The organism is Neobacillus kokaensis, assembly GCF_014656545.1.
GTDB lineage: Bacteria > Bacillota > Bacilli > Bacillales > Cytobacillaceae > Neobacillus > Neobacillus kokaensis.
The window spans coordinates 15645-31410 of the sequence record NZ_BNDS01000018.1 but is presented as its reverse complement, the minus strand read 5'-3'; the positions used below and the strand labels follow the sequence as shown (position 1 = coordinate 31410).

Here is a 15766-nt window from a genome sequence, read left to right as displayed (position 1 = left end):
TCGCAATGAGAAGACTATACTTTTTTTGTAAACTCGGTAAATAAAGTGGAAGGAATTTCGTTTTCTAGTTTTAATTGGACCGTGATTGGTTTCTCACCTTCAAAATGGACGGTATTTCCTTTTCCAATATAAATAAAAGGCTCATTCTTTCCGTCAATTTTGCTATACTTCCTAACAAATAAATGGAGATTAATCCCACGGTGTTCATTGTAAATAATGTTCTGCCCTCTATCAGTATTTTGCGAAGTACTATTTGGCGTTTGCCATTGAAAATAGCGTTCATCGATAAATTTATCTTTATAGTCGATGCTTTCTTTAATATCTTCTTCCTTATGAAGATCGATAAATAAGAAATAGTCATTGCCATTTGTCAGAAGGCCCGATCCCCTAAATGAGGTATGGATTTTACGATAATTCGATAATAACGCGGCCTCCACCATTTGATATTGCTCATATAATTTAAAATGCGGAACACCGAAGTATTCGGCTTTAAATTCCTTTTCATAGCGGAATATCCCGTAATTAATGATATCCTCAATAAATTGACGGGACTCTTCATTTACTAGCAACCCTTTAAACATGGCTGTCTTGTTCAATCTCCCATTACTATAATTAACCAATTTAGGCTTATTCTTAAGCTGAACACTGTCATAGTAATTTTGATTCAAGGTTTCAAAAGCATGAAGTATACTATCATCATCCACATCATGAATCATCTTTAAAATTTGCCGCTTGGCGATTTCTAAATTTATTTCCTCGTAGTCTAATAAATAACGGATGATCACAAATTCATAGATTCGCTTTAGTGGCAGCTTACTTGATAACTCCTTTAAGGTTCCCTCAAATGCATCATTTACTAAAAGGCTTTTTAGTTTATCATCCTTTTCAACTTTAGCTACAAATTGCAAATACGTTTTTTCCCGATCAATAAATTTAACAGGGTCCGGGGCACCATCATATTTCATGTAATCCATTAGTAATAAAGGTACTCTCCCCTGATTTAGCTTTTTAAACTCGAAATACTCTTCTTTTAAATACTTCATCGAGTTAAAGTTTTCACTATCAATCTGAGCCAAAATTCTCTCCTGTGAAATCTTATCCATTTGGATATGAGTGGCTCCGGGTATATTTGCAAAACCGGTAGCAATCGCAACCTTCAAGCTTTCCTTATCATAATAACGACTACCATTTAACGCTAATGCAATGAGGAACGTTTTATTATGATTGCCGATAAAATCAAGGACAGTTAAGAATTCTTTATTCTTATGCTTCCGCAAACCTCTTCCCAATTGCTGAATAAACACAATTGGAGAGTTGGTCGGTCTTAACATGAGAACGGTATTGACAGAAGGAATATCTACTCCTTCATTAAAAATATCAACGGTAAAAATAAATTCCAATTCGTCCTGATCATTTTCTAAGCAATGTATATATCGTTCCCGTGTTTCTGACGAGTCAGTTCCCGTTAAACACACACTTTTATAGCCTCTGTTATTAAACTCTCTAGCCATATATTGAGCATGCTCAATGCTTACACAGAAACCAAGACCTTTTCTTTTCTCCCCGTCATGACCATAAAAGTCCATTTTTTCTATAATGAAATCTACCCGCTCATTTACCTTTAATCTCTTGGTGATTTCGGTAATATCGTCAATATCCACATCGCTTAAGTCAATGCCATCAATATCGGTTATCCCAAAATAATGAAACGGAATTACTAGCTCATCCTCTAACGCCTCATGTAAACGAACTTCAAGTGCCACATTATTATCAAACAAGTCAAATACATTATAGCCATCGCTTCGTTCCGGCGTTGCCGTCATCCCCAGGGTGAACTTTGGTTCAAAATAATTAATAACTGTTTGATAAGTCGGGCTTGTCGCATGGTGCGCCTCGTCAATGATGAGATAATCAAACTCATCCTTTTCAAATTCATGAAAGCATTTAGATATGGTTTGAATCGTAGCAAACACGTAATCCACATGTTTCTGCTTATGATTACCCGTAAGAAGACCAAAGGTTAGCCGCTCATTCGGTAAGAGCAGTTCAAATGTCTCTTTAGCCTTCTTTAAAATCTCTTCCCGATGGACAATAAATAGTAGTTTCCTCGGCTTCACATTCTTAACATCAAATGCCGACATATACGTTTTACCAGTACCGGTTGCGGCAATAACAAGCGCCTTTTTCTCGCCAAAACCTCGCAGTCTATATAGGTTTTCCGTTGCCCTCTTCTGCATTCTATTTGGCACAATATACTGCTTATTTTCATAAATCATTTGATGGGTGATTTGCGAACTTTTAAAGCTTTTTAGGAAATCTTCATATCTCGTAATAAAATCCTCATCTGCAGCTTCACTCATATTCCACAGATAGTCATATTCCTTTAACACATCTTGAATAAACCGGCCATTCTCCTTCGCAATGATTTCAACATTCCATTCAATATTACTTTTTAACGCACTTTGAGTGATATTGGATGACCCAATAATGACCTTGTACTGGTCATTGTATTCGAATATGTATGCTTTTGTATGGAAGCCAATTTCTTTATCTGTTACAAAAACCTTTAAATCGACATTCTTAAATTCTGTAATTTTTTCTAATGCCTTTGCATCGGTAAAGTTGAGATATGTAGAAGTAATGATTTTTCCTTTAATACCTTTATTCTCCGCTTCCTTTAAGGGATCGAGGAGAAGTTGCAGGCCGCTAAAATTAATAAATGCGACACTGAAATAAAACCGCTGGCACTCTGCCATTGATTTTACTAACTCTCTTAATAAATTCCCCTTTTCGGAATTAACAATCAATTTCTTTTCAACCGATTCCATTGAATTGCTCCTACCCCTGAATTTACTATCTATATCAGTAATGTTATATATTGGATATGAGCAAATTGTACTATATTCTCGGGTAATAAAAAAGATCTTCTATTAACTCTAATAATAGAAGATCTGAAATATTAATTTAACAGATAAAATATTTAACTTATGGTACAGTTCACCATGACACATCTAAATGAGGTTAAAAGACAGGTAAATGGGCCCTATTGATGGACCCATTAAAGATTTATTTAGGATTTTTGGATTCTCTTTCCTATCAATTACAAGCTTAGAGGCATAAATAAAGTCAAAACCTAAGATACCGTCAATATCCATTTTATAATCCATATTTCCAATCCAAATTTGGAACTCCATTTGAAAGTTATCAAGAGCATTGTGAAACAAATTCGCTCTCAATATTCTTTTTTTTCATCATTAGGATAGTGGCTGCTAAGAAAACTGAACTACAGAATTACTTCAGATTTGTATAGGACTCCTCTATTTCTGCCTTATATTCTTGGATGATTTCAAGAGGTGAGGTAGGAATGGTTTCTATAATTCTTTTAATAGATGGCTTTTCCTTTATGACTCCTGTTATGACTTTCTGCCAAAGTATACGGACAGCTAATTCCTGAGTAGAAAGGTATTTTGAGGACTGAATATGTTGTAATAGAACTTCAAATAACTCAGGAAGATCTCGGTTAGTTTTCTCCCAGTATTCGAATCCAGTATAAATAGCATCCTCATCATTGCTATTTGTTAGTCTTTTTGCTTCTTCTAACGAAGGATTCTTAGAGAATCTATCTACTAATTCATTTTGATAATCAATATGATTGGCTGAACTGCCATAAAGGCTTTGTAACATCTCAGCAAATGAAGAAAACATGTGCTGTACGTCTCCTGTTTGCGAATCGATGTAGGATACAGTTGGCGTCTTCAAGTTTGAACTGTAATTTAAAACAATCCAATGGTGTCCATCCCCGCTAATGACAATATAACCTTTATTTACAACTCCCCATTCATCAAGCAGTGAATATGTCTCCAAAATCCCTTTGCCTTTCTTAATGCCAAAAAGAAATTCTATTTGAACAATTCCCTCTCCCCAGTGACTATTAAAACTTACCGGAGCTAAAGTTGGATTTAAATAACCACCATTTTGTATAGACAGTAGTTTAATATATTCTTTTGGAAGTTTTATATTAAAGAATTTTTCAGCAGATGTAATATCTTCATCTGTTAATGGATCCAAAACTATATCAGGGGAATAAACATCTTTCCATATTTTCATATTTTTTACACCATCTTCCATTAATTTGTGTTATTATATCAATTATACCAAATAGATGGGAGAAGTGATAAATGGTAAGCGGATTTTTGAGAACCTTGACAGCATTAGTTATCTTTACAATGGTAATTTCAGTCCATTCAAACCTAACATTTGCTGTTCCTGATAATTCGTATCAGGTGGAAGACAATACATATGAGAATTATGACCAAGATGAAATGGTGGATGAGGAATCTGAGCAAGACGAAGGCTACACTGAAGAAGATATACAAGAATTAGTTGACTCTGGTGTTGAGGTAGAGACATGGGCTGATTCATATAGTGAAGTAAAACCTGATATTATCCCAAGAGAGCAATTTGAATCCGATGAAGAGTATGACGAGTACCTTCAATTAATCGGAGAAGATGGTATTAGAACAAGAAGTTGGGTTAAAATAGCTCAACTTACAATTAAAAGGATTTCAGATAAATTACACGTAAAACAGTCCTTAAAAACGGATTATAAATTTATTCCAATTAGAAATCAGCATTTAGCTGGTAAAAAACACAGTGTGACAGGAATACCTTTTGATAATAATGGTTTTCCACTCTTTAAAAGCAAAGCCAATTTTACTATTCCAGATAGTCTACTTAAAAGTAGTAATACTGCACAATTTAATAATTTGAATGCTCAACTAAAACTTAAAACTCAACTAGATGTTAATTTTAAATATTCCTTTAATGCAACACAAAGAGCAGAAATAGCTAATGGTCTCACCCCTACTGGATACGTATGGCATCATCATCAAAAAACAGGATATTTTCAATTAGTCGATAAAACGATACATGAAAAAACGGGACATACTGGAGGTAAGTCTATTTGGGGCTCGTTATAAAAATATTGTAAGGAATTACGCTTGAAATGATTAATGCCTAAATATAAGGGACAGTCTCCTCACCGAGTTAGAAATAAAACTTCGTTGATGAGACTGGCTTTTTTTCATTAAACCTAAATATTAGATGTCTTTGCGAGTGGGTAAGAGATAAGCCGACAGTCCCTCGCTAGAATATGACAGCGGGGGACTGTCCCGAAATTTCCGTAAATGGGACGATTTGAGAAACCTCTTGTCTTTTTGGTTATTTTAGCCGAATTCTCTTTATGAACTTTTCGAAATCCAAACAAGCTTTCATGCAAAGAATTTTTTATTTAATAAGATAGTACCTTTCGCTTACATTGGAATGGTGCTGTTGCTAACTTTCAAAAAAACCTCATTTACTTATGGTACGGTTCACTGTAGCTATGTTAACTGCAAACTTTTTGAAATTATTTAATATCAACGCTATGATTTTTCACCTAAACCATTTTTCACATAGTTTGAGGAGGATTGGGTTATTTAATTCCCCAATTTAATTGAATATTAATACCCGCATTTTTCAGTAAATTATATAAAGGGCATCGTTTCAAGACAATTTCTTTTAATTCTTCCAGTCTTGCAGCTGATTCTGCTGTATGAAAGACAATGTTATTTTCTACGGATTGATAGTATGGAGAAACATCTGCAGTGCCGGCAAGGCCTCTGCGGTCAACGATCGCAACACTTGAAATATCAATGTCATCATAGTGAAAACCTAAATCTTTTGCGGCTAAATCAATAACAACCAATAAGCAACCATTAAAGGAACCTAGCACATATTCCAATGGAGTAGGGGCTTCATTATCGCCTCCGATCTTCTTTGGCTCATCAACTAAAAATTGAAACCCTCTGACGAAATGTTCAGTTTGGACATTCTTTTTCCATTCTGTATTGACTTCTATTTTTCTTAAGTGAACCGAATCTTTGACTGTCATGTTAAACAACTCCTTTTAAATCGCTTTTTATATGAGAAGGATTTGGATTCCTTCTTTTGATAAAAACCATGCAGCTAATAAATAAGCATGAAGTTATCAGCATTAAAAAGAGACCAATCAACCCATTTTTATACAGACTTTGAAATGAAGGGATCATGAAAATGATCAAAGCTGCGGCAAATAGAAAAGCATAGAAACCTGCACTTTTAAAGGAGCCTCTCCATTCCCAACTCCCTCTATTATCAATCAAACTTGCTGTAATAATGGTAATGATATTCACAACCATCCCAATCCAGACAGGATGAATATTTAAGTAAAAATCACTGATCGCCCATCCGCTAAGGGAATACCATAAAAGCCCCGAGAAAGAACCGGTAAAAAGAGAAATAAGGGCGGCTCGCTTTGTAACGACCGGCCAAAATAGGGCAGCTACTACTGGTGCAAATGTTGCAGAATTTCTAGTTACCCATGCAAGAACATTCCACCATGCTGATTGTTCTGAGCGCAATACCGCAAAGCCGACCATTACAATGGTCAGGATGACTAATGACCATTTTGTGTAACGGACAAGCTGAAGCTCTGTTGCTTTTGAATTGATTGCTTTTCCAACATCACGGCCAAGACTTGTGGCACCCGAGAATTGACACGGCGCGCCCCAGCTAAGAGCAGCGGCCCAAAAGCCTAGGAAAAACAGGCCAACTAGCGGTGCCGGGAGAGTTTCCATTAAATAAAGAGGAACAGCAATCAGCCCGCGTGTTTCATTTGGAACGACCTGTGCAGCCGCTAAGCCAAATATGACAGCTCCGATAATTAACGGGATGCCAAGCAAGGATGCATAAATTAACCCTTTACGTCCTTGAGCGGGTGTTTTGCAAGATAATGCCATTTGAAAAGCTGCCTGAGCAAGAATAACGTTAAATAAAAATGTGCCAAACCAAGCTAATATTGTTTGAATGCCTGCCCCATCAAGAGACGCCATCTGCGGCTTTTGGGCAAATAATGTTTTGATTCCTTCAATGCCAGGGTTAAGAAAGAAAGCATATGTTCCAATGGCAAGCATAATGAAAAACACGATGACATTGCTTAACTGCGTAAATCCAATCGACCACATGCCGCCAAACTGTAAATAGATAAGCAGCAAGAGGGCAGTTAATGCAACAGACCAAATTAACGATATGCCAGTAAAAACAGAAAGTGCCGATGCAAAGGCAAGAGCGGTTGCTACCGACCACATTGGGAAGGTAAACGCAGTAATCGCACCTGCCAGTCCCCGAACCTTCTCTCCATAATGATCGCCTAATAATCCTGAAATCGTGACAAGCGCTTTTTTTCTAAAAGGCGCGATTAATACTAACGCAATAATAAGTACATGAATGGTTTCTGCAACTCCATACCATATTGCTGATATACCTGTCAGGTAACTAAGTTCCAAAATGGCAATATAAGAGGAGCCAGAAAAAAGACCTGTAATACATACGGTTACTAAAAGAGTATTAAATCCACGGCCTCCTACGAAAAATCCATTCCCGTCAACTGCTTTCCTGCGCGCAAACTGGCTTACAAAGATTAGAAAAAAAGTATAAGCCACTGCAAAGCCAATAAACCAATAACCTACTGTTGTCATATGAAACCCCCTAATTTCTTCAAAATTTTTCCGATTTTTCATAACTAAATACATATGATTAGTCGGAATAAAGCGTGAGATGGAACAGTCCTCGCGAGAAAGGAGAGGTCTTAAACTTGAAAAAAACCTCTTCCAGGAGGAAGAGGCTTTATCTCTTCCTCATCTCTCAGACAAATTGTCTGTTGGAATTAGCACCTTTTTATTTTCTTTCCGAAAATAATAGGTTGCTGCAGGATCATAAGACCAATTTCCTCCCCTGACTCGCGATAAGGATTTTTCCGTATTAAATTAATTTATACTTTACAGTGGTTATTAAGAATAGTCAATAACTTTTGAAAAATAAAAATACTAAAGGAATTTTAACAAAACGGTCGTATATCCATCTTACTTTATCGACATAAGCAAAGAAGAAATACTTTTGAAATGACAGGATTCCCCCCATGAAGGGATACTCATACATCGTGCTTATTTATTTTTAATTGTCTAGATATCCGTTAACAGGAAATCTTTTTTGTCAAGGAAATACGCCATAAGTTTCTTACATTGAGGGATAGAAAATCCTAAAATTGGGCCTAATCCAAACGCTATTAACACTGTTCCAATTCCAACAGGCCCCCCTAACATCCAACCAAGGAGAAAAATGAGCACTTCAATTCCATTTCTAACCAATGGGATACTCCAGCCCGTTTTTTCAACAATTAATAACATAAAGCTGTCTCTAGGACCCGCTCCAAAATCAGCTGAAACATATAATCCGATACCGTATCCAATGAAAACAACCCCTATGATAAAGGCAATTGTTCCTCCTGCTAAACTAGCAATGCTAGGTAACATCCAATTAAAAAGATCAATAAATAATCCTAGAAACAACATATTCAAAAAGGCCCCTATTTTTGGCCATGACTTATTGAAGATTGAACTGATCAACAAGAGTACAAATCCACTTATTATCGACCAAGTTCCAATAGTAAAGCCAAATTTAGTAAATAGACCATAATGAAAAACATCCCATGGTCCAATCCCTAAATGCTTCCCTTCAATTGTTAAAGATATGCCAAATGCTAAAACCATTAATCCAAAAATAAAAAAAGACCAGCGTAAAATCCATTCCTTTATCATAACCGCTCCTCTATCTTATATCTTATTTTTTCTGTGGCGGAGCTTCGCTCACACGCCTTTATTAAGCTGTGTATCGACCATGCTCAAACTTTTCCATCAAAGGGTTGTGAATTGAGATTAAAATTTATTTTATTAATATAACATTAAATTTAAACAGAATTTGTAATCTATATTTTCAGAAATATAACCAAAGCGTATTTTTTAATTTTCTAATCTAATGAGGATTACGGAGTCTTATTCGTTTTAACAAAGAAAAAGCTGACGAAGGCAATATCATATAGCCACGTCAGCTTTTTCTTTTTGAAGATAAAAAACTTCTCGATTTGTTATGTTTATCTAAAAATCAGATGTTACCTAAAATTCAAAGGGATAGAACAGTAAATCAACCTATTAGTTTTAAAAAAAAACCTCACTTCTTATAATGTGGTTCACCGTGACGCATCTAAATGAGCCTTAACCTTTGTTTACCAAAATAAAATTACTAGATAATAATGATAAAAATTCTATTACCCTTTTAAAAAATCTCCTACCTTCAGGAACCATTATCTTATCTGGGGGCAAAAATAGGGAGTACCCCGCAACTGGCTAAGCTCAAAGTTATTTGGTTTAAACTGGCACTGCTTATGGGCAAAATAAGTTTAATCTCTCTTGTAAACCTTCTAAGACTTCTTGTGGCACGTCCCTTACCTTGATATCCCCACCTAGGAAAAGCAGCCAATTGGTTATCTCGGTCAATTCTTCGGGATTATTAACATTGATGAAAGACTTTAGTAAAGCTGTGGTTTGGTAAGGATTCGTATAGGAAATTGAGACTTTTAAAGGATGGTATTTTCTGAACTGGGCAATCGCTTTTGGACCAAGTTCAAGGACAAGGTTGATTCCTTCTTCCTGCTTACTTAGTTTTTCTAACATCTTTTTCTTACTTAATCTTTTTTTCGTCAAGTAGGGTTCGACATTGGTGAGATGGTCGACAGGAACAATCCTCCTCTTTTCTTCCTTTATGTCAAAGCCTTCAATCAGCCAATGGCTTTTTTCGCGATAAAGGTGGAAGAGATAAATGGGATAAGATTTTTCTGCCTTCTCCTCTTTAAAGGTAATCAATAAATAGCGATCCAAAAGGAGAATTTGGATAAGTTTTTCTAACATAGGATGTGGGAGGTCTGACAGTTCCAGCAGGTCAGGATTATTCGGGTTTGTCCCTTCAAATAGCAAGATTTGATTTAATAGAACAAGGTCATCTTGCTGATTTTCTGAAATGAGGCCCAGTAATTTTTCAGCTAAAGACTGACGGCTCTTTAGATAAGGGAGTTGTTGATTTCTAGTTGCCATAAAGGCAATAAAGAGAGCTTTAATCTCATTATCGGTAAAGCGGACTGTGGGCAGAACAGAATTGTTCATGACAAAATAACCCCCATCCCTTCCAACTTCAGCGACAAGCGGCATCCCCATGGCTTCAATTTCTCTAATGTCTCTAATAGCTGTCGAACGAGAAATATTAAATTCCCGCATGATTTCAGTAATGGTAAAGTGGGATCGGTTGTTGATATACCGCATGATGATATTAATCCGTTCAACTTTTTTCATCAAGGCCTCCTAAACAGTATCACTTTTTGACATGATTTAAGGCTATTATAAACTCATCAAGTGAAAAAACAAGTCATTTGATTCATTTGAAGGCTGTGTTAAACATAGTTGCTGATTTCCGCTCCAGGATGCTCGCTTTCCGCGGGGCGGGCGGTGAGCCTCCTCGACGCTGAAAGCGCCTGTGGGGTCTCACCAGTCCCGCTGCTCCCGCAGGAGTCTCGCACCTTCCGCTCCAATCAAAAAATCAACATTGTTCTTTAACAAGCCAATTTAAAAAAAGAGGATGGGATCTATATGGCAGATTATAAACTGGAAGAAAAAGATAGCTTTACCGTTCTAGGTATTGGCACTGAGCTTAAGAGTCATTACACAGACTATGCAGGTATAAATAAGGAAAAGTCAGACTTTTGGCAAGCCATCAAACAAGATGGAAGGCTTGATTCTTTAAAAGCCATAGCCACAAATGACTACATTTTTGTAGTGAACGAAGCGGTGAATAACAAGATGATGCATTATGCCGGCGTCATGACAGATGAATCGCTGCCAGAAGCAGACAGGGTGATCCAATTTCCTAAGGGGGAATACCTGGTTGTTAAAGGTGAAGCGAAGACGTCTGAAGAGTTGAGTAATATCCTTACTGGCATTGCCTTTGGTCAAGTCTTGCCAGAAGCAAAGGATTTTGCCTATGTTGGCGGACCAAATGCAGCGGTTGAGATGGGGCAGCAAAACGGCTTAGTTTTTGGTGAAATGTGGATTCCTGTTGTGAGGAAGTAATGAAGTAATAGGAGGATGGAAATGGCCAATATCGTTGATTTTAAACAAGTTTCTACGGTTGGTTTAGAGTCTTCGCCAGTAGCAGAAGCGCTTGCTGGTTTACGCGCTAATGAAGCCCGTTATTTTATGAACAAATACAAGCATGAATTTACCGTTGTACCAGCTAGCGAAAGCCAAGAGACCCTTGATTATGTGAACCGAATTTTGAAAGAAGAACGTGATCTTGAGTTTGCGGCTAAACCTTTAGAGACGTCGCGTTTCCAAGTGGAAAATATCGATTGGACTTATGTCTTTTATGAGGATGGTCTTTCAGTCAACGTCCTGTATTCGCTTGATGGCCCTAAGCCGAAGCGAGCCGTTGGTTTTAAACTATCTGAGGGGATGGAGGTACCTAGGGAGCTCGAAGGGAAATTTAAGTTTGCTAGGCAGAAGTCTAAACTAGCTGGAACAATTCGTGGCTCGTATTTTGTCATTAAAGGAGAATATTAATAACAAAACAACGCCCCTTCATCAAATGAGAAGGGGCTGTTAATTTTATGCAAACCTCATTTACTTTTGGACTGTTCACCGTGTTGTATCTATATGAGGTTTTAATTTAGATATAAACCTTTCTTCAATTGAGCTATAATCCCTAATAAAACTCTTGCGTATGATTCATCAATTTTCTCACCTGATAGGTCACGGACCTGATTCTCTAAACTATTCAATCCATTATAGGCTTTCTTTTTGTTATTTTGATTTTCTTGAATGTCCTCGACCTTTACGAGTAAACTATTTAGTACACCTTCATTTTTAATCCAACCCTGTTCATACGCCATTTGTAATTCTTCATCTAATTGATTTATTGTAACTACATCCCTCTTAACTGGTATTATTTCATAAATTTTTGGTTTTACATTCCCATCCCACTGTAGTTTAACCTCTAATACATGTTCAAAATTAGAAGTATTAATCGTGTTTAAGGATTGCGATAAATTCCCTAATTTATGCCACCCATTAAGATCTCTAACCGATACGTCTGCATTTGAAATTCCTGTTGGGCTTTGTAAGATAATAATTTCACTTAGTTTTGTTTGTTCTGAGATCTTGTAACTGAAATAACCCGGTTTAGGATCTCCTAACGGTGTAAAGAAGGTTGATAATTTCTGATCAATTGAATAGATCGCTTCATTCCCAATGTCTCCATACGGGTCTGATTTTAAGGCAGGGTTGTTGTTACCAACTCCTGGTCGTTCTACACCTTCATTGACTAGTATTTCATTAAGTGCTAACCAGCCGCTTTTCGTTTCAGTTGTATATAATCTTACATATCTTGCTTGTTTTCCACCTTCTATTTGAACACGTTTGTAACGGTATGGAGCTTCAAACTCAGGGAAATTCAATTCTCTGCTTTCTGGATTATTAAAGCTATGAACAGTTTCCCATGACTTACCGTCAATCGAAAGTTGAAGGTCACCTTTTTTAAAATAGTCCTTTTCACCGTCATTAATAACAACAGCCACATTTTGAATATCAACAATACCACCCATGTCTACCTGAACATATCTTCCCATATCTTGTCTACCGTCAAACCATACTCTCGTTTCTAAATTCCCATCAAATACATTATCTACTTTTCCTTGATAAACTTTGTTGTAGTTATGACTTATTTTAGGTTCAGTAAACTTATTAATAATTATTGCTAATTTCGTTAAATCAAACGTTACTTCTTCGTTCTTTTGATTCATCAATCGAAGATAGGCTGCGGGTTGATATGGTCCTCCAAGGTTAACCTCTTTCCATTCCACTCCATTTTCTGATGACTCTAATATTAGATCAGCATTCTTACTTTCGAGGACAATTTCTGCGACATTTTCAATTGTCGATAATTTAATCCCTACATACTCAGACGGTTTTAATGTAATATTTGTTAAGTTTGCGATTTCTACCGAATTTTCTATTGCATTTACATTTGTTTCCTTAAGCTTCGTTACATTTGTATATATTCCTGCTTTTCCTTTATTTCCATTTACAGTGAATTCTCTAACAGCCGTCCATAAGTCTGGTTTTCCTCCGGGAATTCCAGCATGGGTCAACCTATATCTTACATACCTTGCTTCAATGTCAAGATCCTTCGCCGTTACTTTAAATCCAGTTCTTTCTTCACCAATTGATGTCCAATTTTCACCATCTTGCGAATACTCCAACATACCTTTATGGAAAATGTCGTAATCGCTATCATTTCTTCCTTGAAGGATTTGAATATCATTTATTTTGACTGATTTACCTAAATCAACACCATACCAATCGTCATTTACTTGCTTATCCTTTATATAAACGTAAGTGTTGGGATCACCATCAACAAATTTATTAAGATCTGGATAAGCCTTATAAGAACTGATTGCGCTCGGAATTACTGCTTCAGGATTGATCGAAGTGTAGATAAGAGCATCAAGTTTATTCATTAATTGTTGAGCAAAAGGAACTAATCGCTTCGTACCGGCTTCAACTGTCAAATCTGTACCTTCTAACAATTTCCTGCTAAATTTTTTTGACTCAGACATAGCTGTCGTTGCTTTTGCAAGCTCTTCCCATGCTTCATTCTTACTGCCCTTTTGTAGTGCCATAGCAGAAGTTATCGCATGCTTACCGGATTCAACGACATACTTTAGACAATTTAACCAAGGTTCAATTTCCTCAACCATTGCTTTATTGTTACTCTTATTTCTAAATTCTTCTATTGCATGGAGCACATTGCTAAACTCAGCAATTAACTGATTTCCGACTTCCTCAGTCGATTCGTTATTAGAAAATTGTTTCATAAATAGTTCAAGCTCTGCTTTAATATTTTCAGATTCGCCGGCCACGACGTTACGTCCATTTGGAGAGGGATCACTCATATGGTAAGCGATTGTTTTTAGCTCATCAGCAACTTCTGGTGCAACATATTTGAATGATTCTTGCCAGCTTTTCTCAACATTAAATTCATCAATATTCCATGTATAATCTGCTACACCAAATAAGGCAACTTTTGATAACTCGGCAAATTCCAATGGATTAGATACAACTCCTGAAATATTATGGGTACCCGGCTTTAAGATGTCTAATTTTCCTAGCAGCAGCCTGTTCTTTTTGTAACCATTAACTGGCCAATTCAACCAAACGTAAGAATCCCTGCCAATTAAATCCTTAACCCATTGCATATCTGTTGTGTTCACACTTCCAATAACATCATTACCTGTCCACATGATTTCTACGTTTTCAGGAACATTTTGAAATGCCCGCAAATAAGGTTTACCTTTTTCTCCTGTCCAGGCCTGATTGTAATATGGCGGACAATATATTAATGATTTGATGTCCCCTTTTTCTTTTACCCAGGTAGCTACGTCTGTTACTAGTTTGACATGTTTATCTGTGTCCTTTAATGATTGATCAAGACTAATATCATCCATAAATAACCCAAATTGGCGGACTCCTACATTATATAATTGCTCTAGCTTTGCTAGTAATGTATCAAGTTCTTTGTCATATTCAGCCCACTTGATTGTATTCATTCCCGGATGTATGGACCATACAAATTGTGTTTTAGATTCATGTCCAACATCAACCAATTCCTTGATTTTCGCTAATTCATCAGCCGGATACGGCTTTCTCCATTCATAATTATGATACTTATCATCTTTCGGTCCAAATATATAGGAATTCATCTTAAGTTTCCCGCCAAACCGCATTAAGCTTATGCGATCCTCGTGCGACCATGGAATTCCATAAAAGCCTTCAATAAATCCTCTCCACTTTGCATCTGAATAATCTTCATATTTTACCGATTGAATCTTTTTTTCCGGAATTTGTTCAAAAATCATTTGAAGCGTAGCTAATGCATAATAAGCTGCATCCGTATCTTTTCCCAGTATCGCAATGGTTCCCTTTCCTTCGAGTTTTTCATCGATGGTAAGGACATATGCATCCTGCTTGTTGAAAATTGTCCCATCATATTCGACGTTTTCGTTAAAGTATGAGTCTACATATCCTTTTGAATTTTTGGTACCAATAATAATATTAGTCTTATTTGAGACAACTTCTTCAGAGTGACTAATTTCGAGAGATTTAGATTCTAGTATTTGATTAAGGAAATTCACAGTTGGTCCATCAATAGTTTTTTCAATGACCACATTCACTTCATTTGTTATTGAAAATTTATTTCCGTCGTATGTCTCACTCTGCGGCAAAGGGTAAACCTCATATTTACTTCCATTGGCCTCCGCTTGAGTATCAGTGGCAGCTGCAGCATTACTCGCCCAAACAGAAAAATTACTTAATGATAATAAAGATACTATTAAAGTAATAATTAATTTTTTTAACATATTATACCTTCCAATCCTAGGGTCATTTAATGGCTTATTCCAATTAAGAACCAGCGGGGCTTTAAACTACCATTCCTATACAGTAAACTTCTTAGAAGTCACTTAATATCGTCCAAAAAATATGGGGAAATTAACGATACAATCTGTCAACTCTTATTAAGACTTATCTGCTCACATTTGCCTTAGACATTTTTGGTTTTTGTCTTTTTTAAAGTTATTTTCATTTCTATTTTTCTATCACCCAATTCATTTTTTAAATTATAAATACCATATTATCACGCACCTATTTTACTGAATAGTATGAATTATCTTACAACCTTCTCGTAAAAGTCGCTGAGGACAATAAATTATTGGACTGTTCTCCTTCATGAAGAAAAGCCCCTGATAAAT

The 15766-nt window shown here is 36.3% G+C and carries 10 protein-coding genes and 1 riboswitch; of the genes, 3 read left to right on the top strand and 7 right to left on the bottom strand.

Features of this window, described 5'->3' with window-relative positions; all coding sequences use genetic code 11:
- Nucleotides 1-14 precede the first annotated feature (14 nt).
- On the bottom strand, nt 15-2828 hold the full coding sequence (locus tag IE222_RS17990) for a DEAD/DEAH box helicase (protein ID WP_191275197.1): 2814 nt from the start codon (nt 2826-2828) through the stop codon (nt 15-17).
- 463 nt (nt 2829-3291) lie between these two features.
- Entirely contained in the window at nt 3292-4107 is an 816-nt protein-coding gene (locus IE222_RS17980; protein ID WP_223282788.1) for an SMI1/KNR4 family protein, read from the bottom strand.
- A 71-nt stretch (nt 4108-4178) separates the two neighbouring features.
- On the opposite strand from IE222_RS17980, the gene IE222_RS17975 reads away from it, so the two are divergent.
- Nucleotides 4179-4979 (top strand): HNH endonuclease, encoded by an 801-nt coding sequence (locus IE222_RS17975; RefSeq protein ID WP_191275191.1) that lies wholly within the window; start codon nt 4179-4181, stop codon nt 4977-4979.
- A 494-nt stretch (nt 4980-5473) separates the two neighbouring features.
- Here IE222_RS17975 and IE222_RS17970 read toward each other — a convergent pair whose 3' ends face one another.
- The 4 genes from IE222_RS17970 to IE222_RS17955 all read right to left on the bottom strand — a co-directional run bounded on the left by IE222_RS17970 (nt 5474) and on the right by IE222_RS17955 (nt 10259).
- Complete coding sequence (locus IE222_RS17970; protein WP_191275189.1) at nt 5474-5932, bottom strand: OsmC family protein; 459 nt, start codon at nt 5930-5932, stop codon at nt 5474-5476.
- Between the two features lies 1 nt (nt 5933).
- Complete coding sequence (locus IE222_RS17965; RefSeq protein WP_191275187.1) at nt 5934-7556, bottom strand: sodium:solute symporter family protein; 1623 nt, start codon at nt 7554-7556, stop codon at nt 5934-5936.
- A 156-nt stretch (nt 7557-7712) separates the two neighbouring features.
- Nucleotides 7713-7829: riboswitch (SAM riboswitch) on the bottom strand.
- A 210-nt stretch (nt 7830-8039) separates the two neighbouring features.
- On the bottom strand, nt 8040-8675 hold the full coding sequence (locus tag IE222_RS17960) for a YczE/YyaS/YitT family protein (RefSeq protein WP_191275186.1): 636 nt from the start codon (nt 8673-8675) through the stop codon (nt 8040-8042).
- 621 nt (nt 8676-9296) lie between these two features.
- On the bottom strand, nt 9297-10259 hold the full coding sequence (locus IE222_RS17955; RefSeq protein ID WP_191275184.1) for a helix-turn-helix transcriptional regulator: 963 nt from the start codon (nt 10257-10259) through the stop codon (nt 9297-9299).
- 294 nt (nt 10260-10553) lie between these two features.
- Here IE222_RS17955 and IE222_RS17950 point away from each other — a divergent pair, with 294 nt between their 5' ends.
- A complete protein-coding gene (locus IE222_RS17950; protein ID WP_191275182.1) occupies nt 10554-11033 on the top strand; it encodes a GyrI-like domain-containing protein in 480 nt (159 codons plus the stop codon).
- Between the two features lie 21 nt (nt 11034-11054).
- Complete coding sequence (locus tag IE222_RS17945) at nt 11055-11522, top strand: DUF8821 family protein (protein ID WP_191275180.1); 468 nt, start codon at nt 11055-11057, stop codon at nt 11520-11522.
- A 101-nt stretch (nt 11523-11623) separates the two neighbouring features.
- Here the strand turns inward: IE222_RS17945 and IE222_RS17940 are convergent, their stop codons facing one another.
- Nucleotides 11624-15376 carry a glycoside hydrolase family 84 protein gene (locus IE222_RS17940; protein WP_191275178.1) on the bottom strand — a complete coding sequence of 1251 codons (3753 nt, stop codon included), beginning with the start codon at nt 15374-15376 and terminating at the stop codon, nt 11624-11626.
- Nucleotides 15377-15766: the final 390 nt, after the last annotated feature.

Bases quoted from the DNA above. Each gene is read 5' to 3' on its own strand.
- IE222_RS17955 (WP_191275184.1), bottom strand. From the start codon at position 10,259: ATGAAAAAAGTTGAACGGATTAATATCATCATGCGGTATATCAACAAC.
- IE222_RS17990 (WP_191275197.1), bottom strand. From the start codon at position 2,828: ATGGAATCGGTTGAAAAGAAATTGATTGTTAATTCCGAAAAGGGGAAT.
- IE222_RS17980 (WP_223282788.1), bottom strand. From the start codon at position 4,107: ATGAAAATATGGAAAGATGTTTATTCCCCTGATATAGTTTTGGATCCA.
- IE222_RS17940 (WP_191275178.1), bottom strand. From the start codon at position 15,376: ATGTTAAAAAAATTAATTATTACTTTAATAGTATCTTTATTATCATTA.
- IE222_RS17945 (WP_191275180.1), top strand. From the start codon at position 11,055: ATGGCCAATATCGTTGATTTTAAACAAGTTTCTACGGTTGGTTTAGAG.
- IE222_RS17950 (WP_191275182.1), top strand. From the start codon at position 10,554: ATGGCAGATTATAAACTGGAAGAAAAAGATAGCTTTACCGTTCTAGGT.
- IE222_RS17965 (WP_191275187.1), bottom strand. From the start codon at position 7,556: ATGACAACAGTAGGTTATTGGTTTATTGGCTTTGCAGTGGCTTATACT.
- IE222_RS17970 (WP_191275189.1), bottom strand. From the start codon at position 5,932: ATGACAGTCAAAGATTCGGTTCACTTAAGAAAAATAGAAGTCAATACA.
- IE222_RS17960 (WP_191275186.1), bottom strand. From the start codon at position 8,675: ATGATAAAGGAATGGATTTTACGCTGGTCTTTTTTTATTTTTGGATTA.
- IE222_RS17975 (WP_191275191.1), top strand. From the start codon at position 4,179: ATGGTAAGCGGATTTTTGAGAACCTTGACAGCATTAGTTATCTTTACA.